General features: G+C 68.4%; 21 protein-coding genes. 17 read left to right on the plus strand and 4 right to left on the minus strand.

Going from position 1 to position 25153, the window contains the following annotated elements:
- Positions 1-29 precede the first annotated feature (29 nt).
- Positions 30-1391, minus strand: a complete 1362-nt coding sequence (locus ACYAF3_RS26685; protein WP_003113510.1) for a UDP-glucose 6-dehydrogenase — start codon at positions 1389-1391, stop codon at positions 30-32.
- Positions 1392-1544: 153 nt separating this feature from the next.
- Between ACYAF3_RS26685 and ACYAF3_RS26690 the strand changes: the two genes are divergently transcribed.
- On the plus strand, positions 1545-1769 hold the full coding sequence (locus tag ACYAF3_RS26690; RefSeq protein WP_003100372.1) for a DUF3203 family protein: 225 nt from the start codon (positions 1545-1547) through the stop codon (positions 1767-1769).
- Between the two features lie 5 nt (positions 1770-1774).
- On the opposite strand, the gene mexZ is transcribed toward ACYAF3_RS26690, so the two are convergent.
- Entirely contained in the window at positions 1775-2407 is a 633-nt protein-coding gene (gene mexZ / locus ACYAF3_RS26695) for an efflux pump transcriptional repressor MexZ (RefSeq protein WP_003088626.1), read from the minus strand.
- 164 nt (positions 2408-2571) lie between these two features.
- On the opposite strand from mexZ, the gene mexX reads away from it, so the two are divergent.
- Genes mexX through ACYAF3_RS26710 form a run of 3 tightly spaced genes read left to right on the plus strand, consistent with a single transcriptional unit; the run spans position 2572 to position 7133 of the window.
- A complete protein-coding gene (mexX, locus tag ACYAF3_RS26700) occupies positions 2572-3762 on the plus strand; it encodes a multidrug efflux RND transporter periplasmic adaptor subunit MexX (protein ID WP_003118551.1) in 1191 nt (396 codons plus the stop codon).
- Positions 3763-3777: 15 nt separating this feature from the next.
- A complete protein-coding gene (gene mexY, locus ACYAF3_RS26705) occupies positions 3778-6915 on the plus strand; it encodes a multidrug efflux RND transporter permease subunit MexY (protein ID WP_003144329.1) in 3138 nt (1045 codons plus the stop codon).
- Positions 6915-7133, plus strand: coding sequence for a hypothetical protein (locus tag ACYAF3_RS26710; protein ID WP_003100379.1), 219 nt, complete (start codon positions 6915-6917; stop codon positions 7131-7133). Before mexY ends, ACYAF3_RS26710 begins: the two co-directional genes overlap by 1 nt.
- A 22-nt stretch (positions 7134-7155) precedes the next feature.
- On the opposite strand, the gene ACYAF3_RS26715 is transcribed toward ACYAF3_RS26710, so the two are convergent.
- Entirely contained in the window at positions 7156-8085 is a 930-nt protein-coding gene (locus ACYAF3_RS26715) for an SdiA-regulated domain-containing protein (protein ID WP_003088602.1), read from the minus strand.
- A gap of 192 nt (positions 8086-8277) precedes the next feature.
- On the opposite strand from ACYAF3_RS26715, the gene liuR reads away from it, so the two are divergent.
- The 6 genes from liuR (at position 8278) to liuE (ending at position 15322) form a co-directional block, all read left to right on the plus strand.
- Positions 8278-8682: a liu genes transcriptional regulator LiuR gene (liuR, locus tag ACYAF3_RS26720; RefSeq protein ID WP_023109174.1), complete on the plus strand. Its 405-nt coding sequence runs from the start codon at positions 8278-8280 to the stop codon at positions 8680-8682.
- Positions 8683-8730: 48 nt separating this feature from the next.
- Positions 8731-9894, plus strand: a complete 1164-nt coding sequence (gene liuA / locus ACYAF3_RS26725; RefSeq protein WP_003100385.1) for an isovaleryl-CoA dehydrogenase — start codon at positions 8731-8733, stop codon at positions 9892-9894.
- A gap of 122 nt (positions 9895-10016) precedes the next feature.
- Positions 10017-11624, plus strand: coding sequence for a methylcrotonyl-CoA carboxylase subunit beta (gene liuB / locus ACYAF3_RS26730; protein WP_003100387.1), 1608 nt, complete (start codon positions 10017-10019; stop codon positions 11622-11624).
- Between the two features lie 13 nt (positions 11625-11637).
- Positions 11638-12435, plus strand: coding sequence for a gamma-carboxygeranoyl-CoA hydratase (locus tag ACYAF3_RS26735; protein ID WP_003088598.1), 798 nt, complete (start codon positions 11638-11640; stop codon positions 12433-12435).
- Complete coding sequence (gene liuD, locus ACYAF3_RS26740; protein WP_023109175.1) at positions 12432-14399, plus strand: methylcrotonyl-CoA carboxylase subunit alpha; 1968 nt, start codon at positions 12432-12434, stop codon at positions 14397-14399. Before ACYAF3_RS26735 ends, liuD begins: the two co-directional genes overlap by 4 nt.
- 20 nt (positions 14400-14419) lie before the next feature.
- Positions 14420-15322, plus strand: a complete 903-nt coding sequence (gene liuE / locus ACYAF3_RS26745; RefSeq protein ID WP_017148978.1) for a bifunctional 3-hydroxy-3-isohexenylglutaryl-CoA lyase/hydroxymethylglutaryl-CoA lyase — start codon at positions 14420-14422, stop codon at positions 15320-15322.
- Between the two features lie 67 nt (positions 15323-15389).
- On the opposite strand, the gene ACYAF3_RS26750 is transcribed toward liuE, so the two are convergent.
- A complete protein-coding gene (locus ACYAF3_RS26750) occupies positions 15390-16193 on the minus strand; it encodes an IclR family transcriptional regulator (protein ID WP_003111362.1) in 804 nt (267 codons plus the stop codon).
- A 160-nt stretch (positions 16194-16353) separates the two neighbouring features.
- Here ACYAF3_RS26750 and hmgA point away from each other — a divergent pair, with 160 nt between their 5' ends.
- The 7 genes from hmgA (at position 16354) to bdhA (ending at position 24998) form a co-directional block, all read left to right on the plus strand.
- A complete protein-coding gene (hmgA, locus tag ACYAF3_RS26755) occupies positions 16354-17652 on the plus strand; it encodes a homogentisate 1,2-dioxygenase (protein ID WP_003100397.1) in 1299 nt (432 codons plus the stop codon).
- A gap of 4 nt (positions 17653-17656) precedes the next feature.
- A complete protein-coding gene (gene fahA / locus ACYAF3_RS26760; protein ID WP_012614230.1) occupies positions 17657-18955 on the plus strand; it encodes a fumarylacetoacetase in 1299 nt (432 codons plus the stop codon).
- Positions 18952-19590 (plus strand): maleylacetoacetate isomerase, encoded by a 639-nt coding sequence (gene maiA / locus ACYAF3_RS26765; RefSeq protein WP_003100402.1) that lies wholly within the window; start codon positions 18952-18954, stop codon positions 19588-19590. The genes fahA and maiA overlap by 4 nt, the downstream gene beginning before the upstream one ends.
- A gap of 84 nt (positions 19591-19674) precedes the next feature.
- The gene (locus ACYAF3_RS26770; RefSeq protein ID WP_003113504.1) at positions 19675-21027 is read left to right on the plus strand and encodes an MFS transporter; all 1353 of its coding nucleotides are present in this window, start codon (positions 19675-19677) and stop codon (positions 21025-21027) included.
- A gap of 68 nt (positions 21028-21095) precedes the next feature.
- Positions 21096-22541: a sigma-54-dependent transcriptional regulator HbcR gene (gene hbcR, locus ACYAF3_RS26775; RefSeq protein WP_016263553.1), complete on the plus strand. Its 1446-nt coding sequence runs from the start codon at positions 21096-21098 to the stop codon at positions 22539-22541.
- 261 nt (positions 22542-22802) lie between these two features.
- Entirely contained in the window at positions 22803-24194 is a 1392-nt protein-coding gene (locus tag ACYAF3_RS26780; protein WP_003088575.1) for a GntP family permease, read from the plus strand.
- 33 nt (positions 24195-24227) lie between these two features.
- A complete protein-coding gene (bdhA, locus tag ACYAF3_RS26785) occupies positions 24228-24998 on the plus strand; it encodes a 3-hydroxybutyrate dehydrogenase (RefSeq protein ID WP_003144351.1) in 771 nt (256 codons plus the stop codon).
- Positions 24999-25153: the final 155 nt, after the last annotated feature.

The raw sequence follows: 25153 nt of genomic DNA on the forward strand, positions 1-25153 counted from the left end.
ACGAAGTATGCGGATGGCGCGCAGTCTAATCAGGCTGCGCTCGCCTTACAATGCCCGGCCCTTGGACGTCCTATGCCCTGGTAGATGAAGCCCAGTTCCGCCATCCGCGCCGGTGCGTAGAGATTCCGACCGTCGACCAACAGGGGAGTTCGCATGGATCCACGGATTTTCTGGAAGTCCGGCTGGCGGAACTGTTTCCACTCGGTCACCAGCACCAGGGCATCGGCGCCCTCGACGGCGGCGTAGGGCGAGTCGTGGAGCGTCAATCGGGCGCAGGCCACAGCTTCCGGATAGCGTGCCGCGACCCCGGCGTTGGCCACCGGATCATGGGCCCTGACCCGCACCCCGTGGCGCAGCAGCGCCTCCAGCAGGACCAGGCTCGGCGCCTCGCGCAGGTCGTCGGTACCCGGCTTGAAGGCCAGCCCCCAGAGCGCCACCGTGCGCCCTTGCCAGCGTCCCTGGAACAGCTCGCCGAGGGTCTCGAAGAGCAGCTCCTTCTGCCGCGCGTTGCGCGCTTCCACCGCGCGCAGTATCTGGCTGTCGTAGCCCTGCTGCTCGGCGCTGCGGATCAGCGCGCGGACGTCCTTGGGAAAGCACGAGCCGCCGTAGCCGCAGCCGGCGTAGATGAAATGGGTACCGATGCGCTTGTCGCTACCCATGCCGCGGCGCACGTCCTCGATGTCGACGCCGGTGAGGGCGCACAGCCCGGCCATCTCGTTCATGAAGGAAATCTTGGTGGCGAGGAAGGCATTGGCCGCGTACTTGCTGAACTCGGCCTCGCGGCGCCCCATCAGCAGGACCCGTTCGTGATTGCGCAGGAACGGCGCGTAGAGCTGGCGCAGGGTTTCCCCGGCCTGCGTCTCGGCGCTGCCGATGATGACCCGGTCCGGGCGCCTGAAGTCGTCCACCGCCGAGCCTTCCTTGAGGAACTCCGGATTGCTCGCCACCGCCACCCGGAAGCGCTTGCGCCGGCGCGCCAGGCCCAGGCGGATGATCTCTTCGACCCGTTCGGCGGTGCCCACCGGCACGGTCGACTTGTTGACCACGATGCAGGCCTGGCGCAGTTGCGCGCCAAGTTGCTCGGCGACCGCCAGCACGTGGCTGAGGTCGGCCGAGCCGTCCTCGCCGCACGGCGTGCCGACGGCGATGAACACCACTTCGGCGTCGGCCAGGCCTTCCGCCAGGCTGGCGGTGAAGGTCAGGCGGGCGGCGTCCAGCTGATCGCGCAGGATGCTTTCCAGGCCCGGTTCGTAGATCGGCATCTCGCCGCGTCTCAGCCGCGCGACCCGCTCGCGGTCACGCTCCACGCAACGCACCTGGTTGCCCATCTCGGCGAAACAGGCCGCCGTCACCAGTCCCACATAGCCCGCACCAATCACGCATAGCCGCATGGCGTCGTCCTCCGCTGGCCTCGCCCTCTCTCTGCGGACGATTGCAGCCAAGCGCGGTGGCAGGCGCGTGACGCTGGCGTGAAGCTACCGTGACAGAACCCGCGCGGATGCCCGGGGTCCACCCAAGGTAGGCGGAAAAAACAGGAGGCTCCCATGTCCATCGAAATCGATTCGGAACAAGGCGTCTGCAGCGTGGAGATCGAGGGCAGCCGGCATCGCGCGCCGGTCGACAGCCTGCGCATCGGTACCGACGCCGAGGCGCGCCTGTCGGTGCTCTACATCGACGGCAAGCGCCTGCACATCAGCGAGGAAGACGCCCAGCGGCTGGTGGTCGCCGGCGCCGAGGACCAGCGCAGGCACCTGATGGCGGACGATTGACGCCCTCAGGCGTCCGCCAGCAACAGGTAGGGAGAACTGCGCAGGCTGTCGAGGCCGGCGCGGAACATGCGTTCGGCGCGGTTCCAGGGATCGTCGCGCAGGCGCTCGGTCCAGGCCAGGGTGCCGCAGATGCCGTCCCAGAGCGATTGCAGATAGATGCTGGCCAGCTCGACGTCCAGCCGCGCCGGCAGTTCGCCGCGCTCCACCGCCCGGCGGATCTGCCGGAGGCCGAAGCGTTGCCCCTGCTTCTCGAGCAGCTCGCGGCGGCGCAACAGCGGCTCGTTCTCGTCGCTGCGTTCGCACTTGAGGTAGAGGATCTCCAGCACCCGCTGCACCGAACCGGGCTCGCAGCACTGGCGGAGAAAGCCCATGCCGGCGCGCAGGAGGATATCCAGCGCCGGCACCCTGGCGTTTTCGTCGGGTACCTCGATCTGGCCGAAGGCGCGGTCGCACATCGCCAGGCAGACCTCGATCTTGTTCTTGTAGTGGCCGTAGACCGCACCGCGAGAAACCCCGGCGGCGTCCGCCAGGTCGGCCATGGCAGTAGTGCCCACGCCCTTTTCCAGGAAAACCCGCTCGGCGGCATCGAGTATGCCGTCGCGGGTTTTCTGGGATTCCTCTTTGGTTTTCCTGGCCACTGAACGTCCTCACAAGGGAAAGGCGCCGCAGATCATAAGGATATGTTACAGAAACGCCAATTAATTAATCACTCATGATTGATTATATGCTACTGTCGCGCCGCTCGTGAGTTGCGGTGCCCTTTCCCGGGCAAGCTCGCGAGTTAACGAATCGAGGGACACCCATGCACATCCAATGGACCGGCTCGCTGCGCGGGCTGCTGGCGGCCCTGGTCGCCCTATTCCTGCTGGGCTGCGAAGAAGCAGCGGACGCCGGGAAGACTGCGGAGGCCCCCGCCGAGGTCGGCGTGATCGTCGCCAGGCCGGCGCCTATCGGCATCACCAGCGAGCTGCCCGGACGCCTGGAAGCGTACCGCCAGGCTGAAGTGCGGGCGCGCGTCGCCGGCATCGTCACCCGTCGCCTGTACGAGGAAGGCCAGGACGTCCGCGCCGGCACCGTGCTGTTCCAGATCGACCCTGCGCCCTTGAAGGCGGCCCTGGACATCAGCCGCGGCGCCCTGGCCCGGGCCGAGGCCAGCCACGCGGCGGCGGCCGACAAGCTCAAGCGCTACGCCGACCTGATCAAGGACCGCGCCATCAGCGAACGCGAGTACACCGAAGCGCAGACCGACGCGCGCCAGGCCCTGGCGCAGATCGCCTCGGCCAAGGCCGAACTGGAGCAGGCCCGCCTGCGCCTGGGCTACGCCACGGTCACCGCGCCGATCGACGGCCGCGCGCGGCGCGCGCTGGTCACCGAAGGCGCGCTGGTCGGCGAGGACTCGCCGACACCGCTGACCCGCGTCGAGCAGATCGATCCGATCTACGTGAACTTCTCCCAGCCGGCCGGCGAAGTCGCCGCCATGCAGCGGGCGATCCGCGAAGGCCAGGTGAAGGGTGTCGCCGACAAGGACATCGCCGTGCGCCTGGTCCTGGCCGACGGCAGCGAGTACCCGCTGGCCGGCGAGCTGCTGTTCTCCGACCTGGCGGTCGACCCCGGCACCGACACCATCGCCATGCGTGCCCTGTTCCGCAATCCGCATCGCGAATTGCTGCCCGGCGGCTACGTGCAGGTGCGCCTGCAGCGCGCGGTGAACCCGCAGGCGATCACCGTCCCGCGCGACGCGCTGATCCGTACCGCCCAGTCCGCCGTGGTCAAGGTGGTCAACCCACAGGGCGTGGTGGAAGACGTGGAGGTCCGCGCCGACACCCTGCAGGGCCGCGACTGGATCATCAGCCGCGGGCTCAAGGGCGGCGAGCGGGTGATCGTCGAGAACGCCGCCCAGCATGCCGCCGGCTCCAGCGTCCAGGCGGTGGTCCGCCAGCCGGCCAGCGCCGACGCCCCCTCACCGCTGGCCGCCTCGCCGGCGGGCCAGTGACGGAGAACGCTACGAATGGCTCGTTTCTTCATTGACCGGCCGGTCTTCGCCTGGGTGATCTCCCTGCTGATCGTGCTCGCCGGGGTCCTGGCGATCCGCTTCCTGCCGGTCGCCCAGTACCCGGACATCGCGCCGCCGGTGGTCAACGTCAGCGCCAGCTATCCCGGCGCCTCGGCCAAGGTGGTCGAGGAAGCGGTGACCGCGATCATCGAGCGCGAGATGAACGGCGCGCCCGGCCTGCTCTACACCAAGGCCACCAGCAGCACCGGCCAGGCCTCGCTGACCCTGACCTTCCGCCAGGGCGTGAACGCCGACCTCGCCGCGGTGGAAGTGCAGAACCGCCTGAAGATCGTCGAGTCGCGCCTGCCCGAATCGGTGCGGCGCGACGGCATCTACGTGGAGAAGGCGGCGGACAGCATCCAGCTGATCGTTACCCTTACCTCCTCCAGCGGCCGCTACGACGCCATGGAGCTGGGCGAGATCGCCTCGTCCAACGTGTTGCAGGCGCTGCGCCGGGTGGAGGGCGTGGGCAAGGTCGAGACCTGGGGCGCCGAGTACGCCATGCGCATCTGGCCCGACCCGGCCAAGCTGACCTCGATGAACCTCAGCGCCAGCGACCTGGTCAACGCCGTGCGCCGGCACAACGCCCGCCTCACCGTGGGCGACATCGGCAACCTCGGGGTCCCCGACTCGGCGCCGATCAGCGCCACGGTGAAGGTCGACGACACCCTGGTGACGCCCGAGCAGTTCGGCGAGATTCCGCTGCGCATCCGCGCCGACGGCGGCGCGATCCGCCTGCGCGACGTGGCCCGCGTCGAGTTCGGCCAGAGCGAGTACGGCTTCGTCTCGCGGGTCAACCAGATGACCGCCACCGGCCTGGCGGTGAAGATGGCGCCCGGCTCCAACGCGGTGGCCACCGCCAAGCGCATCCGCGCCACCCTCGACGAGCTGTCGCGCTACTTCCCGGAGGGCGTGAGCTACAACATCCCCTATGACACCTCGGCGTTCGTCGAGATCTCGATCAGGAAGGTGGTCAGCACCCTGCTCGAGGCGATGCTGCTGGTGTTCGCCGTGATGTACCTGTTCATGCAGAACTTCCGCGCCACCCTGATCCCGACGCTGGTGGTGCCGGTGGCCCTGCTCGGCACCTTCACGGTGATGCTCGGCCTGGGCTTCTCGATCAACGTGCTGACCATGTTCGGCATGGTCCTGGCGATCGGCATCCTGGTGGACGACGCGATCATCGTGGTGGAGAACGTCGAGCGGCTGATGGCCGAGGAAGGCCTGTCGCCGCACGACGCCACGGTCAAGGCGATGCGCCAGATCAGCGGGGCCATCGTCGGCATCACCGTGGTGCTGGTCTCGGTGTTCGTGCCGATGGCGTTCTTCAGCGGCGCGGTGGGCAACATCTACCGCCAGTTCGCGGTGACCCTGGCGGTCTCCATCGGCTTCTCGGCGTTCCTCGCGCTGTCGCTGACCCCGGCCCTGTGCGCCACCCTGCTGCGCCCGATCGACGCCGACCACCATGAGAAGCGCGGCTTCTTCGGCTGGTTCAACCGCGCCTTCCTGCGCCTGACCGGACGCTACCGCAACGCGGTGGCCGGCATCCTCGCCCGGCCGATCCGCTGGATGTTGGTCTACGCCCTGGTCATCGGCGTGGTCGCCCTGCTCTTCGTGCGCCTGCCGCAGGCGTTCCTGCCGGAAGAGGACCAGGGCGACTTCATGATCATGGTGATGCAGCCCGAAGGCACGCCGATGGCGGAGACCATGGCCAACGTCGGCGACGTCGAGCGCTACCTGGCGGAGCACGAACCGGTGGCCTACGCCTATGCGGTCGGCGGCTTCAGCCTGTACGGCGACGGCACCAGCTCGGCGATGATCTTCGCCACCCTGAAGGACTGGTCGGAACGCCGGGAGGCCAGCCAGCACGTCGGCGCCATCGTCGAGCGCATCAACCAGCGCTTCGCCGGCCTGCCCAACCGTACGGTGTATGCGATGAACTCGCCGCCGCTGCCGGACCTGGGTTCCACCAGCGGCTTCGACTTCCGCCTGCAGGACCGTGGCGGGGTTGGCTACGAGGCCCTGGTCAAGGCCCGCGACCAGTTGCTGGCGCGCGCCGCCGAGGACCCGCGTCTGGCCAACGTGATGTTCGCCGGCCAGGGCGAGGCGCCGCAGATCCGCCTGGACATCGACCGGCGCAAGGCGGAGACCCTCGGCGTGAGCATGGACGAGATCAACACCACCCTGGCGGTGATGTTCGGCTCGGACTACATCGGCGACTTCATGCACGGCAGCCAGGTGCGCAAGGTGGTGGTCCAGGCCGACGGCGCCAAGCGCCTGGGCATCGACGACATCGGCCGGCTTCACGTGCGCAACGAGCAGGGCGAGATGGTGCCGCTGGCGACGTTCGCCAAGGCCGCCTGGACCCTCGGCCCGCCGCAACTGACCCGCTACAACGGCTATCCCTCGTTCAACCTCGAGGGCCAGGCCGCGCCGGGCTACAGCAGCGGCGAAGCCATGCAGGCGATGGAGGAATTGATGCAGGGCCTGCCCGAGGGCATCGCCCACGAGTGGTCCGGCCAGTCCTTCGAAGAACGCCTGTCCGGCGCCCAGGCGCCGGCGCTGTTCGCCCTCTCGGTGTTGATCGTGTTCCTCGCCCTGGCCGCCCTCTACGAAAGCTGGTCGATCCCGCTGGCGGTGATCCTGGTGGTGCCGCTGGGCGTACTCGGCGCACTGCTCGGGGTGAGCCTGCGCGGTCTGCCCAACGACATCTACTTCAAGGTCGGCCTGATCACCATCATCGGCCTCTCGGCGAAGAACGCCATCCTCATCATCGAGGTGGCCAAGGACCATTACCAGGAAGGCATGAGCCTGCTGCAGGCGACCCTGGAGGCCGCGCGCCTGCGCCTGCGACCGATCGTCATGACCTCGCTGGCGTTCGGTTTCGGCGTGGTCCCGCTGGCGCTCTCCAGCGGCGCCGGTTCCGGCGCCCAGGTCGCCATCGGCACCGGGGTGCTCGGCGGGATCGTCACCGCCACGGTACTCGCGGTGTTCCTGGTACCGCTGTTCTTCCTGGTGGTCGGGCGCCTGTTCCGGTTGCGCAAGGCGCCGCGCACCGGCAACTCGCCCCAGATCCCCACGGAGCAAGCCTGATGCCCCTAGCGAAACTCTCGCTCCCCACCCTGGCACTGTGCGTCGGGCTGCTCGGCGCCTGCTCGCCGACGCCTCGCCAGCCGCGCGCGGCCCCCATCGTTCCGGCCAACGGCCCCGACCTTCGGGGCAAGCTGGACGACTGGCAACAGCAGTTCACCGACCCGCTGCTGCGACAGATGATCGGCTACGCGCCGGCGCTATCCGGCGCGCAAGCCTGAATTCCGCCGTCCTTTTCCCACCCTAGTCGGCCGCTGGCAGCGCTCGGCTGAAGCGGTAGAACAGGTTCGGCTCGCTGACCACGTACAGGCTGCCCCGGTCGTCCATCGCCAACCCTTCGGCCTGCGGCACGTCGTCCGTCAGGCCATGGTTGCCGCCACGCAGGGTCAGGCTGCCGAGCGGATCCCCGGCGCGATCCAGTTCGATGACCACCCGCGACTCGTCGGAAAGCACCAGCAGGTGATCGCTGGCCTTGTCGTAGTAGAGGCTCGACAGATCGGTGAGGAACAACCCGCGATCGCGCTGCGGGTCGCCGCCGACGCTCAGGTCGAGCGCCTCGCCGCGGTCGTTGAAGAAGCCGTTTACCTCGATGATGCCCACCGGCGCCTTTTCCCGGGCCACGAACAGGCGCTCGCGCAGCGGGTCGTAGGCCAACCCCTCGAAGCCCTTGTTGCGCTTGTTTGCACTGCCCAGGGAGAACTTCCGGGCGTTGCGCGGATCGTCGATGTCGATCACCCGGGTGTCGGCGTCGACATGGATCTCCACCAGGCGTTGGCGACGCTCCTCGGCGACCACGTAGACGCCGGGCCGGATGTACTCGATAGCCTCCGGATCCTGGAAACCGCGCAGGGGGATGCGTCGCAGCAATTCGCCGTCCAGCGACAGCTCGAGGAAATGCGGGTCCTGGTTGGTCACGCTGACCAGGCTGCGCCGGCTGGGGTCGAAGGACAGCGCCGACACGTTGGACTCCGCGCCCAGCACGCGGGCTTCGATATCGACCCGATAGTCGGCCAGGCGCAGGGCGTTCTCGCGCGCAACATCGCCGCCGTAGCGCTGCTCCAGCTTGAACCAGATTCGCTCGAACGCGCGCTGCTGCTGGCCCGCCACCAGCAGCGCAAGCAACGCGGCGAGCAGGCAAGCCAGCAGCGTCCTGTAGGTCATCAGCCGACTCATCGTTACGACTCCTCCGAGAAACACAGTGTTCGGCGAAGCAGAACAGAGCCATCCGCGCCCTTTCATGAGGCGCCGATTAAATCTTTCTGACAAGCATCTTTCACGGCTGTCATTTTTCCTCCGTTCCAGGCGTTGACAGGATTTCGGCGCAGCTTTACGTTAACGTAAAGGTAAACAAGCAGGTGCCAGCGTATGTCCACCACCTACACCATCTCCGATCTCGCCCGCGAACTGGACATCACCACCCGCGCCATCCGCTTCTACGAGGAGCAAGGCCTGCTCTCCCCCGAGCGACGCGGCCAGGAACGCATCTATTCGCCGCGCGACAAGGTCAGCCTGAAGCTGATCCTGCGCGGCAAGCGCATCGGTTTTTCCCTCGCCGAATGCCGCGAACTGATCGAGCTCTACGACCCGGACCCGAGCAGCGGCAACCAGAAGCAGTTGAACACCATGCTGGAGAAGATCGCCGAGCGCCGCGCCCAGCTGGAACAACAGTTGCTGGACATCGAACAGATGCAGCTGGAACTGGATACTGCCGAGGAGCGCTGTCGAGCGGCGCTTATCAAAAGCTATAACAAACAGACAGTTGAAACATAAACCTCATTCAAAGCTTTAAACCGGACAAGCACAATTACAGGTGAAAGCATGACCTATCCCAGCCTCAACTTCGCCCTCGGCGAAACCATCGACATGCTCCGCGACCAGGTGCGCGGCTTCGTCGCCGCCGAACTGCAGCCGCGCGCCGCGCAGATCGACCAGGACAACCAGTTCCCCATGGACATGTGGCGCAAGTTCGGCGAGATGGGCCTGCTCGGCATCACCGTCGACGAGGAGTACGGCGGTTCGGCGCTGGGCTACCTGGCCCACGCCGTGGTCATGGAAGAGATCAGCCGGGCCTCGGCCTCGGTGGCGCTCTCCTATGGCGCGCATTCCAACCTCTGCGTCAACCAGATCAAGCGCAACGGCAACGCCGAACAGAAGGCCCGCTACCTGCCGGCCCTGGTATCCGGCGAACACATCGGTGCGCTGGCGATGAGCGAACCCAACGCCGGCTCCGACGTGGTCTCGATGAAGCTGCGCGCGGACCGGGTCGGCGACCGCTTCGTTCTCAACGGCAGCAAGATGTGGATCACCAACGGTCCCGATGCCCATACCTATGTGATCTACGCCAAGACCGACGCGGACAAGGGCGCGCACGGGATCACCGCGTTCATCGTCGAGCGCGACTGGAAAGGCTTCAGTCGCGGGCCGAAGCTGGACAAGCTGGGCATGCGCGGCTCGAACACCTGCGAACTGATCTTCCAGGACGTCGAGGTACCCGAGGAGAACGTCCTCGGCGCGGTCAACGGCGGGGTCAAGGTACTGATGAGCGGCCTCGACTACGAGCGCGTGGTGCTTTCCGGCGGCCCGGTGGGAATCATGCAGGCGTGCATGGACGTGGTGGTGCCGTACATCCATGACCGCCGCCAGTTCGGCCAGAGCATCGGCGAATTCCAGCTGGTCCAGGGCAAGGTGGCCGACATGTACACCGCCCTCAACGCCAGCCGCGCCTACCTGTACGCCGTGGCCGCCGCCTGCGACCGCGGCGAGACGACCCGCAAGGACGCCGCCGGGGTGATCCTCTACAGCGCCGAGCGCGCCACCCAGATGGCCCTGGACGCGATCCAGATCCTCGGCGGCAACGGCTACATCAACGAGTTTCCCACCGGCCGCCTGTTGCGCGACGCCAAGCTCTACGAGATCGGCGCCGGCACCAGCGAGATCCGCCGCATGCTGATCGGCCGCGAGCTGTTCAACGAAACCCGCTGAAGCCTCGCTCTTCCCGGCCCTTTGCCGCCAGGGAGAGGGCATTCCATTGCATCGACAGGCGCATCGCCAGGTCGGGAGCGGGCGCCAACCGCTTCCGCCCACCTCGACACGGAGCCACCGCCATGGCCATCCTGCACACCCAGATCAATCCACGCTCCGCCGAGTTCGCGGCCAACGCCGCGACCATGCTGGAACAGGTCAACGCCCTGCGCACCCTCCTCGGCCGCATCCACGAAGGCGGCGGTAGCGCCGCCCAGGCCCGGCACAGCGCGCGCGGCAAGCTGCTGGTGCGCGAACGCATCAACCGCCTGCTCGACCCCGGCTCGCCGTTCCTCGAGCTTTCCGCCCTCGCCGCCCACGAAGTCTACGGCGAAGAGGTCGCCGCCGCCGGCATCGTCGCCGGGATCGGCCGGGTCGAAGGGGTGGAATGCATGATCGTCGGCAACGATGCCACGGTGAAGGGCGGCACCTACTATCCGCTGACCGTGAAGAAGCACCTGCGGGCCCAGGCCATCGCCCTGGAGAACCGCCTGCCATGCATCTACCTGGTGGACTCTGGCGGCGCCAACCTGCCGCGCCAGGACGAGGTGTTCCCCGACCGCGAGCACTTCGGCCGGATCTTCTTCAACCAGGCCAACATGAGTGCCCGCGGCATCCCGCAGATCGCCGTGGTCATGGGCTCCTGCACCGCCGGCGGGGCCTACGTGCCGGCGATGTCCGACGAAACCGTGATGGTGCGCGAACAGGCCACCATCTTCCTCGCCGGGCCGCCGCTGGTGAAGGCCGCTACCGGCGAGGTGGTCAGCGCCGAGGAACTTGGCGGCGCCGACGTGCACTGCAAGGTCTCAGGGGTCGCCGACCACTATGCCGAGGACGATGACCATGCCCTGGCCATCGCCCGCCGCTGCGTCGCCAACCTCAACTGGCGCAAGCAGGGCCAGCTGCAATGCCGTGCACCGCGCGCGCCGCTGTACCCCGCCGAGGAGCTGTACGGGGTGATTCCCGCCGACAGCAAGCAGCCCTACGACGTGCGCGAAGTGATCGCACGGCTGGTGGACGGCTCCGAGTTCGACGAATTCAAGGCGCTGTTCGGCACCACCCTGGTCTGCGGCTTCGCCCACCTGCACGGCTATCCGATCGCCATCCTGGCCAACAACGGGATCCTCTTCGCCGAGGCCGCGCAGAAAGGCGCGCACTTCATCGAGTTGGCCTGCCAGCGTGGCATCCCGCTGCTGTTCCTGCAGAACATCACCGGTTTCATGGTCGGCCAGAAGTACGAGGCTGGCGGCATCGCCAAGCACGGCGCCAAGCTGGTGACCGCGGTGGCCTGCGCGCGGGTGCCGAAGTTCACCGTGCTGATCGGCGGCAGCTTCGGCGCCGGCAACTACGGCATGTGCGGACGCGCCTACGACCCGCGCTTCCTGTGGATGTGGCCGAACGCGAGGATCGGCGTGATGGGCGGCGAACAGGCCGCCGGGGTGCTCGCCCAGGTCAAGCGCGAGCAGGCCGAGCGCGCCGGCCAGCAGCTCGGCGTCGAAGAGGAGGCGAAGATCAAGGCGCCGATCCTCGAGCAGTACGAGCACCAGGGCCATCCCTACTACTCCAGCGCGCGACTGTGGGACGACGGCGTGATCGATCCGGCGCAGACCCGCGAGGTCCTCGCCCTGGCGCTTTCCGCCGCCCTCAACGCCCCCATCGAGCCGACCGCCTTCGGCGTGTTCCGCATGTGACGAGTAGACCAGCATGAGCGAATTCCAGACCATCCAGCTTGAGATCGACCCGCGCGGCGTAGCCACCCTGTGGCTGGACCGGGCGGAAAAGAACAACGCCTTCAATGCCGTCGTGATCGACGAACTGTTGCAGGCCATCGATCGCGTCGGCAGCGACCCGCAGGTCCGCCTGCTGGTGCTGCGCGGCCGTGGCCGGCACTTCTGCGGCGGTGCCGACCTGGCCTGGATGCAGCAGTCGGTGGACCTCGACTACCAGGGCAACCTGGCCGACGCCCAGCGCATCGCCGAACTCATGACCCATCTCTACAACCTGCCCAAGCCGACCCTGGCGGTGGTCCAGGGCGCGGTGTTCGGCGGCGGGGTCGGCCTGGTCAGTTGCTGCGATATGGCCATCGGCAGCGACGACGCGACCTTCTGCCTGTCCGAGGTACGCATCGGCCTGATCCCGGCGACCATCGCCCCGTTCGTGGTCAAGGCCATCGGCCAGCGCGCCGCGCGGCGCTATTCGCTGACCGCCGAGCGCTTCGACGGACGCCGCGCCAGCGAACTGGGCCTGCTCAGCGAAAGCTGTCCCGCCGCCGAACTGGAAAGCCAGGCCGAGGCCTGGATCGCCAACCTGCTGCAAAACAGCCCGCGCGCCCTGGTCGCCTGCAAGGCGCTCTACCATGAGGTCGAGGCCGCCGAGCTGAGCCCGGCGCTGCGCCGCTACACCGAGGCGGCCATCGCCCGCATCCGCATCAGCCCGGAAGGCCAGGAAGGCCTGCGCGCCTTCCTGGAGAAACGCACGCCCGCCTGGAGAAACGACGCATGAACCCGGACTACCGCAGCATCCAGCGCCTCCTGGTCGCCAACCGCGGCGAGATCGCCTGCCGGGTGATGCGCAGCGCGCGCGCCCTCGGCATCGGCAGCGTCGCCGTGCACAGCGACATCGACCGCCACGCCCGCCACGTCGCCGAAGCCGACATCGCCGTCGACCTGGGCGGCGCCAAGCCCGTCGACAGCTACCTGCGCGGCGACAGGATCATCGCCGCCGCCCTCGCCAGCGGCGCCCAGGCGATCCACCCCGGCTACGGCTTCCTCTCGGAGAACGCCGACTTCGCCCGCGCCTGCGAGGAAGCCGGCCTGCTCTTCCTCGGACCGCCGGCGGCGGCCATCGACGCCATGGGCAGCAAGTCGGCCGCCAAGGCGCTGATGGAAGAAGCCGGCGTGCCGCTGGTGCCCGGCTATCACGGCGAAGCCCAGGACCTCGAGACTTTCCGCCGGGAAGCCGGGCGCATCGGCTACCCGGTGCTGCTCAAGGCCGCCGCTGGCGGCGGCGGCAAGGGCATGAAGGTGGTGGAGCGCGAGGCCGAGCTGGCCGAGGCCCTTTCCTCCGCCCAGCGCGAGGCCAAGGCCGCCTTCGGCGACGCGCGGATGCTGGTGGAGAAATACCTGCTGAAGCCGCGCCACGTGGAGATCCAGGTATTCGCCGATCGCCATGGCCACTGCCTGTACCTCAACGAACGCGACTGTTCGATCCAGCGCCGCCACCAGAAGGTCGTCGAGGAAGCCCCCGCCCCCGGTCTCGGCGCGGAACTGCGCCGGGCCATGGGCGAGGCCGCGGTACGCGCGGCGCAGGCGATCGGCTACGTCGGCGCCGGTACCGTCGAATTCCTCCTCGACGAACGCGGCCAGTTCTTCTTCATGGAAATGAACACCCGCCTGCAGGTGGAACACCCGGTCACCGAGGCCATCACCGGCCTCGACCTGGTCGCCTGGCAGATCCGCGTCGCTCGCGGCGAGGCGTTACCGCTGACACAGGAACAGGTGCCGCTGAACGGCCACGCCATCGAAGTGCGGCTCTACGCGGAAGACCCCGAGGGCGGCTTCCTCCCCGCCAGCGGCCGCCTGGCGCTGTACCGCGAAGCGCCCGCCGGCCCCGGCCGGCGGGTCGACAGCGGGGTACGCGAAGGCGACGAGGTCTCGCCGTTCTACGACCCGATGCTGGCCAAGCTGATCGCCTGGGGCGAAACCCGCGAGGAAGCCCGCCAACGCCTGCTGGCGATGCTGGCGGAAACCTCGGTCGGCGGCCTGCGCACCAACCTGGCGTTCCTCCGCCGCATCCTCGGCCATCCGGCGTTCGCCGCCGCCGAACTGGACACCGGTTTCATCGCGCGCCACCAAGACGACCTGCTGCCGGCGCCGCAAGCGCTGCCGGAGCATTTCTGGCAAGCCGCCGCCGAAGCCTGGCTGCAGAGCGAACCGGGCCACCGTCGCGACGACGACCCGCATTCGCCGTGGAGCCGCAACGACGGCTGGCGCAGCGCCCTGGCGCGGGAGTCCGACCTGATGCTGCGCTGCCGCGACGAACGCCGCTGCGTCCGCCTGCGCCACGCCAGCCCCAGCCAGTATCGCCTGGACGGCGACGACCTGGTCAGCCGGGTGGACGGTGTCACCCGTCGCTCGGCGGCGTTGCGCCGCGGACGCCAGTTGTTCCTCGAATGGGAGGGCGAACTGCTGGCCATCGAAGCCGTCGACCCGATCGCCGAGGCCGAGGCCGCCCATGCCCTCCAGGGTGGTTTGAGCGCGCCGATGAACGGCAGTATCGTGCGGGTCCTGGTCGAGCCCGGCCAGACGGTCGAAGCCGGCGCCACCCTGGTGGTGCTGGAGGCGATGAAGATGGAGCACAGCATCCGCGCGCCCCACGCCGGGGTAGTGAAGGCGCTGTATTGCAGCGAGGGCGAACTGGTCGAGGAAGGCACGCCGCTGGTGGAGCTGGACGAGAACCAGGCCTGACAGCCAAGACGAGGAACAGCATGAACCTGCCGAAGAAGGTCCGCCTGGTGGAAGTCGGTCCGCGCGACGGACTGCAGAACGAGAAACAGCCGATCGAGGTGGCCGACAAGATCCGCCTGGTCGATGACCTGAGCGCCGCCGGCCTGGACTACATCGAAGTGGGCAGCTTCGTCTCGCCCAAGTGGGTGCCGCAGATGGCCGGCTCGGCCGAGGTGTTCGCCGGCATCCGCCAGCGTCCCGGCGTGACCTACGCGGCGCTGGCGCCGAACCTGAAAGGCTTCGAGGCGGCGCTGGAGTCGGGGGTGAAGGAAGTGGCGGTGTTCGCCGCCGCATCGGAAGCCTTCTCCCAGCGCAACATCAACTGCTCGATCAGGGACAGCCTGGAGCGCTTCGTACCGGTGCTGGAGGCGGCGCGCCAGCACCAGGTGCGGGTGCGCGGCTACATTTCCTGCGTGCTCGGCTGTCCCTACGACGGCGATGTCGATCCGCGCCAGGTCGCCTGGGTCGCCCGCGAACTGCAGCAGATGGGCTGCTACGAGGTGTCCCTGGGCGACACCATCGGCGTCGGCACCGCCGGCGCCACCCGCCGGCTGATCGAGGCGGTGGCCAGCGAGGTTCCCCGCGAGCGCCTCGCCGGGCACTTCCACGACACCTACGGGCAAGCCCTGGCGAACATCTACGCCAGCCTGCTGGAAGGCATCGCGGTATTCGACAGCTCGGTGGCCGGCCTCGGCGGTTGTCCCTACGCCAAGGGCGCCACCGGCAACGTCGCCAGCGAAGACGTCCTCTACCTGCTGAACGGCCTGGAGATCCATACCGGGGTCGACATGCACGCCCTGGTCGACGCCGGCCAGCGTATCTGCGCGGTGCTCGGCAAGAGCAACGGGTCGCGAGCGGCGAAAGCGTTGCTGGCCAAGGCCTGAGAAGCGGCGGATAACCGCGAGCGGTTATCCGCCCTACCCGGCATCACGCCCAGGCTCGGAGACTGCGTCATCCACCCTGGGTGCCGTCATACCCCATCCGCCAACTGATAGCCCGAGTCGTCGCAAGCAGCCGTTCCGCCGCCGGCCCCTGCTCCTCGGCCTGGAAGATGCTCGCCGGGCCGACCACCGTGAGCACCGCCGCCACCCGCCCGCGGGCGTCGAACACCGGTGCCGAGAGCGCCTCCACCCCAGGCATCAGCAGCCCATGGATCGCATGCAGGCCGCGCGCGCGGATGCCCTCCAGCAGCACCGCGTAGGCCGCCGGGTCGGCCAGCGGATGGTCGGCGCGCCCGGCCAACTCTTCCTCGCGCAGCTCGGCCACCTCGCGTTCCGGCAGGAACGCGGCGAACACCAGGCCGGTGGACGAACCGAGCAGCGGCAGCACCGAGCCGACCTGGGTGACCACCGTCACCGCGCGCACCGCCTGTTCCACCTGTACCACGGTGGCGCCACGGTTGCCCCAGACGGCGAGGAAGCAGGTCTCGTTGAGCACGTCGCGCAGCTCGGCCAGCGGCGCGGCGGCGCTCTTCAGCACGTCCATGCTGTCCAGCGCCGCCAGGCCCACGCGCAGGGCCTCGCGCCCCAGCGAGTAATGATTGGTGGAGGCGTCCTGGACCGCGAAGCCGCTGGCGATCAATGCCTGCAGGTAGCGATGGACCTTGCTCGCCGGCATCCCCACATGCTCCGCCAGGCGCGACAGCGAGGTCGCCGGGGAGAGTTCGGCGAGGGCCTTGAGGATATCGGTACCGACTTCGGCGGAGCGGACCTTCTGCTTGCCGGAGGTTTCGGCGGGACTGCTGTTCTTTTCCATGGACGCGGGTTCCTGCGGGCGGGGCCGACGTTATAGCTTGACGCTGCCTTCCACTCAAATTACGTTATGCGTAATTGAATTACGATAAAAATAACGCAGCCAGCGTGCCAGGTCCCCGGCGGATCGGCGGCAAGCTGCCCCCACTCCCCGGAGGCCTCAGATGAACCTCGACTCCACTGCCCTCGCCTATCAATCGGGCTTCGGCAACGAATTCAGCAGCGAAGCGCTCCCCGGCGCCCTGCCGGTCGGCCAGAACTCCCCGCAGAAAGCGCCCTACGGCCTGTACGCCGAACTGCTCTCCGGCACCGCCTTCACCATGGCTCGCAGCGAGGCCCGGCGCACCTGGCTGTACCGCATCACGCCGTCGGCCAAGCATCCGCCGTTCCGCCGCCTGGAACGACAGATCGCCGGTGCCGAACTGGATGCGCCGACTCCCAACCGCCTGCGCTGGGACCCGCTGGCACTGCCCGAGCAGCCCACCGACTTCCTCGACGGCCTGCTGCGCATGGCCGCCAACGCGCCCGGCGACAAGCCCGCCGGCGTGAGCATCTACCAGTACCTGGCCAACCGCTCGATGGAGCGTTGCTTCTACGACGCCGACGGCGAACTGCTGCTGGTCCCGCAATTGGGCCGTCTGCGCCTGTGCACCGAACTCGGCGCGCTGCAAGTCGAACCGCTGGAGATCGCGGTGATCCCGCGCGGGATGAAGTTCCGCGTCGAGCTGCTCGACGGCGAGGCACGCGGCTATATCGCCGAGAACCACGGCGCGCCGCTGCGCCTGCCCGACCTCGGCCCGATCGGCAGCAATGGCCTGGCCAATCCGCGCGACTTCCTGACCCCGGTGGCGCGCTACGAGGACAGCCGCCAGCCGCTGCAACTGGTGCAGAAATACCTCGGCGAACTGTGGGCCTGCGAGCTTGACCACTCGCCGCTGGACGTGGTCGCCTGGCACGGCAACAACGTGCCCTACAAGTACGACCTGCGCCGCTTCAACACCATCGGCACGGTCAGCTTCGACCACCCGGACCCGTCGATCTTCACCGTGCTGACCTCCCCCACCAGCGTCCCCGGCCTGGCCAACATCGACTTCGTGATCTTCCCGCCGCGCTGGATGGTGGCCGAGAACACCTTCCGTCCGCCATGGTTCCACCGCAACCTGATGAACGAATTCATGGGCCTGATCCAGGGCGCCTATGACGCCAAGGCCGGCGGCTTCGTGCCCGGCGGCGCCTCGCTGCACAGTTGCATGAGCGCCCACGGCCCGGACGCGGAAAGCTGCGACAAGGCCATCGCCGCCGACCTCAAGCCGCACAGGATCGACCAGACCATGGCCTTCATGTTCGAGACCAGCCAGGTCCTCCGGCCGAGCCGTGCCGCCCTCGAGACGCCGGCCCTGCAGAATGACTACGATGCCTGCTGGGCGTCGCTCGTATCCACCTTCAACCCGCAACGGAGATAACCCCATGAACCAGCCAACCCCCACTCGTAGCTGGGTCGCCTCCGCCAATGGGCATGCCGACTTTCCCCTGCAAAACCTGCCGCTGGGCATCTTCAGCCGTGCCGGCCAGAGCCCGCGTTGCGGTGTGGCCATCGGCGACTCGATCCTCGACCTGGACGCGGCGCTGGCCGCCGGGCTGTTCGAGGGTGCCGCCGGCGAAGCCGCCGAAGCCACCCGCGGCGGCGCGCTGAACGCCTTCTTCGCCCTCGGCAAGCCGGCCCGCGTGGCGCTGCGCCAGCGCCTGCTGGAGCTGCTCGGCGAAGGCGCCGCGGAGCGCCCGGAACTGCTCCATCCGGCCGCCGAGTGCCAAATGCACCTACCGGCCAGGATCGGCGACTACACCGACTTCTACGTCGGCATCCGCCATGCCGAGAACGTCGGCAAGCTGTTCCGCCCGGACAACCCACTGCTGCCCAACTACAAGCACGTGCCCATCGGCTACCACGGCCGCGCCTCGACCGTGCGCGTCTCCGGCAGCGAAGTGCGCCGGCCCAACGGCCAGACCCTGCCGGCCGGCGCCAGCGAGCCGGTGTTCGGCCCCTGCGCGCGCCTGGACTACGAACTGGAGCTGGGCATCTGGATCGGCCAGGGCAACGCCCTCGGCGAAGCCATCCCGGTTTCCCGCGCCGCCGAGCACATCGCCGGCTTCTGCCTGCTCAACGACTGGTCGGCGCGCGACATCCAGGCCTGGGAATACCAACCGCTCGGCCCGTTCCTGTCGAAGAGCTTCATCACCAGCGTCTCGCCCTGGGTGGTCACCGCCGAAGCCCTGGAGCCGTTCCGCCGTGCCCAGCCAGCGCGCCCCGAAGGCGACCCGCGGCCGCTGCCGTATCTCTACGACGACAACGACCAGGCCCACGGCGCCTTCGACATCGAGCTGGAGGTCCTGCTGCTCACCGAGGGCCTGCGCGAGAAAGGCCTGCCGCCGCAGCGCCTGACCCTGAGCAACAGCCTGAGCATGTACTGGACGGTGGCGCAGATGGTCGCCCACCACAGCGTCAATGGCTGCCAGTTGCAGCCCGGCGACCTGTTCGGCTCCGGCACCCTGTCCGGCGCCGAGCCCGGCCAGTTCGGCTCGCTGCTGGAGATCACCGCTGGCGGCAAGCAGCCGGTGCAACTGGCCTCCGGCGAGACCCGGCGCTTCCTCGAGGACGGCGACGAGGTCATCCTCCGCGCTCGCTGCAAGCGCGAGGGACATGTCTCGATCGGTTTCGGCGAATGTCGCGGCAAGGTGCTCGCGGCCCTTCCGGGGGCGCGCGGATGAAGCTCTATACCTACTACCGTTCCACCTCCTCCTACCGGGTGCGCATCGCCCTGGCGCTGAAGGGGCTGGACTACCAGTCGCTGCCGGTCAACCTGGTCCGCGACGGCGGCGAACACCGCCAACCCGCCTACCTGGCGCTCAACCCGCAGGGCCGCGTACCGGCCCTGCAGGTCGACGAGGGCGAGCTGCTGATCCAGTCGCCGGCGATCATCGAGTACCTCGAGGAGCGCTACCCGCAACCCGCCCTGCTCTCCAGCGATCCGCTGCGCCGCGCCCGCGAGCGCGGAGTCGCGGCGCTGGTCGGCTGCGACATCCACCCGTTGCACAACGCCAGCGTGCTCAACCTGCTGCGTCAGTGGGGCCACGACGAAGAGCAGGTCCGGCAGTGGATCGGCCACTGGGTCGGCCAGGGTCTCGCCGCCGTCGAGCAACTGATCGGCGACCAGGGCTGGTGCTTCGGCGACCGGCCGGGCCTGGCCGACGTCTACCTGGTCCCGCAGCTCTACGCCGCCGAGCGCTTCGGCGTGGCGCTGGACGCCTGGCCACGGATCCGCCGGGTCGCCGACCTGGCCGCCGCCCATCCGGCGTTCCGCCAGGCCCATCCGGCCAACCAGCCGGACACCCCGGCCGCCTGAGGGACCGCAGAGTCCCGCTCCTGAAGATAAAGGGGGGCGTCCGCCGGACGCCCCATCACCAATAAGAACCTCAGGTACCTTGCGATGCACAACCAGATCGCCAGCTTTCGCGCGGCGCTCGACGCGCGCCCCGTGTCCCGCTACCAGTGGCTGTTGCTGCTGCTCCTCGCCCTGTTGCTGGTCACCGATGGCTACGATGCCCAGGTGCTCGGCTACGTGGTGCCGACCCTGGCCCAGGAATGGGGCCTGGACAAGGCCGCGTTCGGCCCGGTGTTCAGCGCCAACCTGTTCGGCCTGACCGTCGGTTCGCTGCTGGTGACGCCGCTGGCGGACCGCTTCGGCATCCGCCGGGTGTTGCTCTGCTGCGTGCTGATCTACGCCAGCCTGACCGTCCTGATGGTCTTCGCCGGTTCCCTGGAAAGCCTGATGCTGGCGCGCTTCGTCTGCGGCATCGGAATGGGCGGGGCGATGCCCAGTGCCATGGCGCTGATGGCCGAGTATTCGCCACCGCGCCTGCGTACCCTGATGGTCACCCTGGCGGCCTGCGGTTTCTCCTTCGGCGGCGCCGCCGGCGGTTTCGTCGCCGCCGCCTTCATGGACGGCTTCGGCTGGCAGGCGGTGTTCCTCGCCGGCGGCGTCACCCCGTTGCTGCTGTTCCCCTTCCTCCTCCTGTTCCTCCCGGAGTCGCTGCCGCGCCTGCTCCGCGACGCACCGCCCTATGCCCGCCTGCGCCAGCTCAGCGAGCGTATGGCGCCGGGCTGGCAGCCGCCGCCGGCAGAGGCCGACGCCGAGCCGGCGGCAAGCCTGACCGTGCTGGAGCTGTTCCGCCACGGTTACGCGCGGCCGACCCTACTGCTCTGGGCGACCTTCTTCGTCAGCCTGATCCTGCTCTACTTCATGGTCAGCTGGCTGCCCTCGCTGCTCCAGGAAAGCGGCCTGACACGCAATGCGGCGAACCTGGCGACCTCGATGTTCCTCTTCGCCGGCACCCTCGGCGCGATGCTCCTGGCCTGGCTCGCCGACCGCCTGCGCAGCAAGGTCCGCCTGCTGGCGGCGATTCTCGCCGGCGCCGCGCTGTTCACCCTGCTCCTCGGCCTCAACCACGACCAGCCGCGCTGGCTGCTGGCGTTCGTCTTCGCCGCCGGCTTCTGCATCATCGGCGGGCAGTTGACCCTGAACGCCTTCGCCAGCAACTTCTACCCGGCCCAGGTACGCGCCACCGGCACCGGCTGGGCGCTGGGCGTGGGCCGCTTCGGTTCGATCCTCGGCCCACTGTTCGGCAGCCTGCTGCTGGGCATGCACATATCCGTGGAGAACATCTTCATGCTTGCGGCGATTCCCGCCGGGCTCGCCGCGCTACTGATCCTCCAGGTCCGCTCGCCCGCCGCCCAGGCGCAGCGGGAAAGCGCCGCCGCGCTGGCCGTCGAGGAATCCTGAGCCTTCACCGCGAGCGGCTTCCCGGCTACAGTGGCGGGCCGTTTCGCCGTCCGCCGCAGGAGCCGCCGATGAACGACGCCGACAGCCTCCAGGATTACCAACGCGTGCGCCAGCAGGCGATCCGTTCGCTGTTCGAGATCGTCGAAGGCTCCAGCGAAGGCACGGTGATCGTCGACCGCGAGGCCCGCATCGTCTGGATCAACCAGCGCTACGCCCAGCGTTTCGGCCTCGCCGACCCGGCGCAGGCCATCGGCCGGCCCTGCGAAAGCGTGATCCCCGGTAGCCTGCTGCGCGAAGTGGTAGGCAGCGGCAAGCCGATCCTGCTGGACATGATGGACAGCGCGAAGGACCCGCTGGTGGTGATGCGCCTGCCGATCCACGACGACGCCGGCGAAGTGATCGGCGCCATCGGCTTCGCCCTGCTCGACGAACTGCGTTCGCTGTCGCCGCTGGTGACCCGCTACCTGAGCATGCAGCGCGAACTGGCCTCGACCCGCTCGCAATTGCAGGCGCGCCAGGCCAAGTACAGCTTCAGCCACTTCGTCGGCACCAGTCCGGCCAGCCTGGAAGTCAAGCGCCGCGCCCGTCGTGGCGCGGCCAGCGAAGCGCCGGTGCTGTTGCTCGGCGAGACCGGCACCGGCAAGGAACTGCTCGCCCACGCCATCCACAGCGCTTCGCCGCGGGCGCACAAGGCCTTCGTCAGCGTGAACGCCGCGGCGATCCCGGAAAGCCTGCTGGAGGCCGAATTCTTCGGTACCGCCCCGGGGGCCTTCACCGGTGCCGAGCGCAAGGGCCGGCCAGGCAAGTTGCAGGTGGCCCAGGGCGGCACGTTGTTCCTCGACGAGATCGGCGACATGCCGCTGGCCTTGCAAGGCAAGCTGTTGCGCGTGCTACAGGAGAAAGAGTTCGAAGCTGTGGGTTCCAACGAAGTGATCCGCAGCGACATCCGCCTGGTCGCCGCCACTTCCATCGACCTGCAGCAGGCGATGCGCGAAGGCCGTTTCCGCGCTGACCTCTACTACCGGCTGAACGTCCTGCCGATCGAGATCCCGCCGTTGCGCCAGCGCCTGGACGACCTCCCGGCGCTCTGCGAGTCGATCCTCGACAGCCTCGACCACGGCCGTCTCCACGAACTCGGCGACGACGCCCTGGCGCTGCTCGCCCGGCATGCCTGGCCGGGCAATGTCCGCGAATTGCGCAACGTGCTGGAACGCGCGCTGCTGCTGGCCGACCAACCGTTGCTGGACGCCGCCGCCCTCGGCGCGGCGCTGGGGCCCCTGCAACCGCTGCCGGAGCTGCCTCGAGCGGCGGACGACAGGCCGGTCGGGGATTTCCAACAGGCCCGCGAAGCCTTCGAGCGCGACCTGATCGGACGGGCCCTGGCGCAGAGTGCCGGCAATGTGGTGGAAGCGGCGAAACGCCTGGGCCTGGGTCGCTCGACCCTGTACAAGAAGATCGTGGCGCTGGGCATTCGTCTCGATAGCGGGACTCGTCTCGAAATAGAGACGAACTGAGACCTGCATAGCCACGGAACTTTCGCTCGATTACGTCTCCATTTTGAGACAACGCTATTCCCCACGCTCCCCTTCGTCTCGCCGCAGCCCGCGAAAACCGCGATTCTGGGGCCTGGCACGGTTATCGCAACGTGCCTTTCCGACGGCCCTGCCCCGTTCCAGGCCGTCACGCCGGTGCCCGCACCGTTCGACAACAAGAAACAGGCCCGGAGCGCCTTCCCCATGCGAAGCGCGCCCCGCAGCGCCGTGGAGATATGCCCGATGAGCGTGATCATCGCCCTTGCCGCCCTGGGCCTGCTGATGCTGGCCGCCTACCGGGGCTACAGCGTCATCCTGTTCGCCCCCCTCGCCGCCCTCGGCGCCGTCCTGCTCACCGATCCCAGCGCGGTCGCGCCGACCTTCACCGGGGTGTTCATGGAGAAGATGGTCGGTTTCATCAAGCTTTACTTCCCGGTATTCCTGCTTGGCGCGGTGTTCGGCAAGCTGATCGAGCTGGCCGGCTTCTCCCGTTCCATCGTCGCGGCGGCGATCCGCCTGCTCGGCACCCGCCAGGCGATGCTGGTGATCGTACTGGTCTGCGCGCTGCTCACCTACGGCGGCGTCTCGCTGTTCGTGGTGGTGTTCGCGGTCTACCCGTTCGCCGCGGAGATGTTCCGCCAGAGCGACATCCCCAAGCGGTTGATTCCGGCAACCATCGCCCTCGGCGCGTTTTCCTTCACCATGGACGCGCTGCCCGGCACCCCGCAGATCCAGAACATCATCCCCTCGACCTTCTTCGGCACCCACGCCTGGGCCGCGCCCTGGCTCGGCACCCTCGGCGCGCTGTTCGTCTTCGCCGTGGGCATGCTCTACCTGCGACGCCAGGCGAACAAGGCGCGGCGCAACGGCGAAGGCTACGGCAGCGACCTGCGCAACGAGCCGGAGACCGCCGATGACCTGCGCCTGCCGAATCCCTGGCTGGCGCTCTCGCCGCTGGTGCTGGTCGGGGTCGCCAACCTGCTGTTCACCCACTGGATCCCGCAATGGTACGGCCAGGTCCATACCCTGCAACTGGCCGGCATGGCCACGCCGTTGCAAACCGAGGTCGGCAAGCTCACCGCGATCTGGGCAGTGCAGGCGGCCCTGCTGCTGGGCATCCTGCTGGTGCTGGCGAGCGGCTTCGCGGCGATCCGCAGCCGCCTCGCCGAAGGCACCCGCAGCGCGGTGGCCGGCTCGCTGCTGGCGGCGATGAACACCGCCTCGGAATACGGCTTCGGTGCGGTGATCGCCTCGCTGCCGGGCTTCCTGGTGCTGGCCGACGCGCTCAAGAGCATTCCCAATCCGCTGGTCAACGAAGCGATCACCGTCACCCTGCTGGCTGGCATCACCGGTTCCGCGTCGGGCGGCATGAGCATCGCCCTGGCGGCGATGTCCGATACCTTCATCGCCGCCGCCAACGCCGCGCAGATCCCCCTGGAAGTCCTCCACCGGGTCGCCGCCATGGCCAGCGGCGGGATGGATACCCTGCCGCACAACGGCGCGGTGATCACCCTTCTGGCGGTCACCGGCCTGACCCATCGGGAGGCGTACAAGGACATTTTCGGTATTACCCTGATCAAGACCCTGGCGGTGTTCTTCGTCATCGGGCTGTTCTACGCCACCGGCCTGGTCTGATCCGCCCTTTTTTCATCCAGCGGGAGAAACAGCATGACCCTGAAAGGCAAGACCGCCCTGGTCACCGGTTCCACCAGCGGCATCGGCCTGGGCATCGCCCTGAGCCTGGCCGAGGCCGGCGCCGACCTGCTCCTCAACGGCTTCGGCGAGGTCGACGCGGCACTGGCGCAGGTCCGCGCCCGCGGCGTGCGCGCAGAGCACCACCCGGCCGACCTCTCCAGCCCGGAGCAGATCGGCGAACTGATGGCCTTCGCCGAGCGGACCTTCGGCGGCGCCGACATCCTCGTCAACAACGCCGGCATCCAGTACGTGGCGCCGGTGCAGGAATTCCCCACGGAACGCTGGGACGCGATCATCGCGATCAACCTGTCCTCAGTGTTCCATACCACCCGCCTGGCCCTGCCGGGCATGCTCGCGCGCGGCTGGGGGCGGATCGTCAACATCGCCTCGACCCACGGCCTGGTCGCCTCGGCCGGGAAGAGCGCCTACGTCGCCGCCAAGCATGGCGTGCTCGGCCTGACCAAGAGTGTGGCGCTGGAAACGGCGCGCACGCCGGTGACCTGCAACGCCATCTGCCCCGGCTGGGTGCTGACCCCGCTGGTGCAGAAGCAGATCGACGCGCGCACCGCCGAGGGCGTCTCGCCCGAACAGGCGGAACATGACCTGCTGGCGGAAAAGCAACCCTCGCTGGCCTTCGTCACCCCCGAGCAACTCGGCGGACTGACGCTGTTCCTTTGCAGCGAAGCCGCCGACCAGGTGCGCGGCGCGGCCTGGAACATGGATGGCGGCTGGGTGGCGCAGTAGCCGGGGCGGCCAGCCTCTCCCCAGACCCTCTCCCTGAAGGGAGAGGGAACCATCCGGAGTTCGCCCGCCCCATTGCGTAGGGCGGATAACGCCATAGGCGTTATCCGCCGATACCTCGTTTCCCGGCGCGGCTGCCCTCTCCCCAACCTTCTCCC

The organism is Pseudomonas sp. TZ252 (genome assembly GCF_056110345.1).